The following is a 2,900-nucleotide window of genomic DNA, read 5'->3' as shown; positions in this document are numbered from 1 at the left end:
AGCCGGTCTCGCAGGCCAGCGCCAACCAGCGCAAGGGCCGCTGCGGCCGTACGTCGGACGGGATCTGCATCCGGCTGTACTCCGAGGACGACTTCCTGACGCGCCCGGAGTTCACCGACCCGGAGATCCTGCGGACCAACCTGGCCTCCGTCATCCTCCAGATGACCGCGGCCGGTCTCGGCGACATCGAGAAGTTCCCCTTCATCGACCCGCCGGACCACCGCAACATCCGCGACGGCGTCCAGCTGCTCCAGGAGCTCGGCGCGCTCGATCCGGCGGAGAAGGACCCGAAGAAGCGCCTCACCCCGCTGGGCCGCAAGCTCTCCCAGCTGCCCGTGGACCCGCGCCTCGCCCGCATGGTGGTGGAGGCCGACCGCAACGGCTGCGTCCGCGAGGTCATGGTGATCGCCGCCGCGCTCTCCATCCAGGACCCGCGCGAGCGGCCCGCGGAGAAGCAGACCCAGGCCGACCAGCACCACGCCCGCTTCAAGGACGAGACGTCCGACTTCCTGGCCTTCCTGAACCTGTGGCGCTACGTCCGGGAGCAGCAGAAGGAGCGCGGGTCCTCCAGCTTCCGCCGGATGTGCAAGCAGGAGTACCTCAACTTCCTGCGGATCCGCGAATGGCAGGACATCTACGCGCAGCTGCGTTCCGTGGCCAAGCAGATGGGCATCCAGCTCAACGACGAGGACGCGCCGGAGCAGTCGGTGCACACCTCGCTGCTGGCCGGGCTGCTGTCGCACATCGGTCTGAAGGACACCGAGAAGAACGAGTACCTGGGTGCCCGCAGCGCCAAGTTCGCGATCTTCCCCGGGTCCGCGCTCTTCAAGAAGCAGCCGCGGTTCGTGATGTCGGCTGAGCTGGTGGAGACCTCCCGGCTCTGGGCGCGGGTCAACGCGAAGGTCGAACCGGAGTGGATCGAGCCGCTCGCCCAGCACCTGCTGAAGCGGACGTACAGCGAGCCGCACTGGGAGAAGGACCAGGCAGCGGTCATGGCGTACGAGCGGGTCACGCTCTACGGGGTACCGATCGTCGCCCAGCGCAAGATCAATTTCGGCCGGATCGACCAGGAGGCGTCGCGTGACCTGTTCATCCGCAACGCCCTGGTCGAGGGCGACTGGCGCACCCACCACCAGTTCTTCCACGACAACCGCAGACTGCTCGGCGAGGTCGAGGAGTTGGAGCACCGTGCCCGGCGCCGCGACATCCTCGTGGACGACGAGACGCTCTTCGACTTCTACGACAAGCGGATCCCGGAACACGTCGTCTCCGGGGCGCACTTCGACTCCTGGTGGAAGCACAAGCGCCGGGAGGAGCCGGAGGCGCTCGACTTCGAGCGGTCCATGCTCATCAACGAGAAGGCGTCGGCCGTCACCAAGGACGACTACCCGGACTCCTGGCGCCAGGGGAAGCTCAAGTTCCGGGTGACGTACCAGTTCGAGCCGGGCGCGGACGCGGACGGTGTCACCGTCCACATCCCGCTCCAGGTGCTCAACCAGGTGACCCCCGAGGGCTTCGACTGGCAGATCCCGGGTCTGCGCGGGGAGGTGGTCACCGAGCTGATCCGCTCGCTGCCCAAGTCGATCCGCCGGCACTACGTCCCGGCCCCGGATTACGCGGCCAAGTTCCTGGACCGGGCGGTCCCGCTGCAGGAGCCGCTGGAGTTCACGCTCGCCCGTGAGCTCCAGCGGATGGTCGGCGTCCCGGTGACGGCGGAGGACTTCGACCTGTCCCGCGTCCCGGACCACCTGAAGATCACCTTCCGGATCGTCGACGAGCGACGCCGCAAGGTCGCCGAGGACAAGGACCTGGAGGCGCTGAAGCTCACACTGCGCCCCAAGGCCCGCCAGGCGCTCTCCAAGGCCGCGGCGGCGACCGCGGGGCCGTCGGGCGAGTCCATCGAGCGCTCGGGCCTCACGGACTGGACGATCGGCACCCTGGACCGCGTCTTCGAGACCCGCCGGGCCGGCCAGCCGGTCAAGGCCTACCCGGCCCTCGTCGACCAGGGCGGGACCGTGGCCGTACGGCTCTTCGACACGGAGGCCGAGCAGCAGCAGGCGATGTGGCGGGGCACCCGGAAGCTGATCATGCTCAACATCCCGGTGAACCCCTCGAAGTTCGCCTCGGACACGCTCTCCAACCAGCAGAAGCTGGCGCTCTCCCGCAACCCGCACGGCTCCGTCCAGGCCCTGTTCGACGACTGCGCGACGGCGGCGGCCGACCGGCTGATCGCCGCCCACGGCGGTCCGGCCTGGGACGAGGCGGCGTTCCGGACGCTGTTCGACAAGGTGCGCGCCGACCTGGTGGACCTGACGGTCCGCACGATCGGCCAGGTGCAGCAGATCCTGGCGGCCTGGCAGGCCTGCGAGCGGCGGCTGAAGACCACCAACAGCCTGGTCCTGATCAACAACGTCACGGACGTACGGGAGCACCTGGCCCGTCTCGTACCGCCCGGTTTCGTCACCGCGACCGGGCTGCGCAGGCTCCCCGACCTGATGCGCTACCTGGTCGCCGAGGACCGCCGGCTCCAGCAGATGCCGACGAACGTCCAGCGCGACACCACGCGCATGGAGAAGGTCCACGAGATGCAGGACGAGTACGCCTGGCTGCTGGAGCAGCTGCCGCGGGGGCGCCCCGTCCCGCAGGAGGTGCTGGACATCCGCTGGATGATCGAGGAGCTGCGGGTGAGCTACTTCGCGCATGCGCTCGGGACCTCCCAGCCGGTCTCCGACAAGCGGATCATCAAGGCGATCGACGCCGCGGCGCCCTGATCCGCGCGCCGCGCGGGCGTGACCGGACCGCGACCGTGGGTGAGTTCGACCTGGCCCCCGGACCTCCTGTACAGTCTGTCTTCGCAGCCGGACGCAAGGAAGGCGGCGGAACAGCCTGGTCCTGTGGAG

Annotated in this window: 1 protein-coding gene; it reads left to right on the top strand. The window is 69.0% G+C overall.

Going from position 1 to position 2,900, the window contains the following annotated elements; translation table 11 throughout:
- Positions 1-2,771, top strand: a 2,771-nt coding sequence (hrpA, locus tag IH13_RS0135330; protein WP_031091129.1) for an ATP-dependent RNA helicase HrpA, incomplete at its 5' end; no start/stop codon positions are given.
- Between the last annotated feature and the right edge of the window lie 129 nt (positions 2,772-2,900).

Source organism: Streptomyces sp. NRRL WC-3549 (assembly GCF_000721935.1).
In the GTDB taxonomy this organism is placed as follows: domain Bacteria; phylum Actinomycetota; class Actinomycetes; order Streptomycetales; family Streptomycetaceae; genus Streptomyces.
Note: the sequence above shows the minus strand (reverse complement) of the source record. Positions and strands in the feature narration are given on the sequence as shown.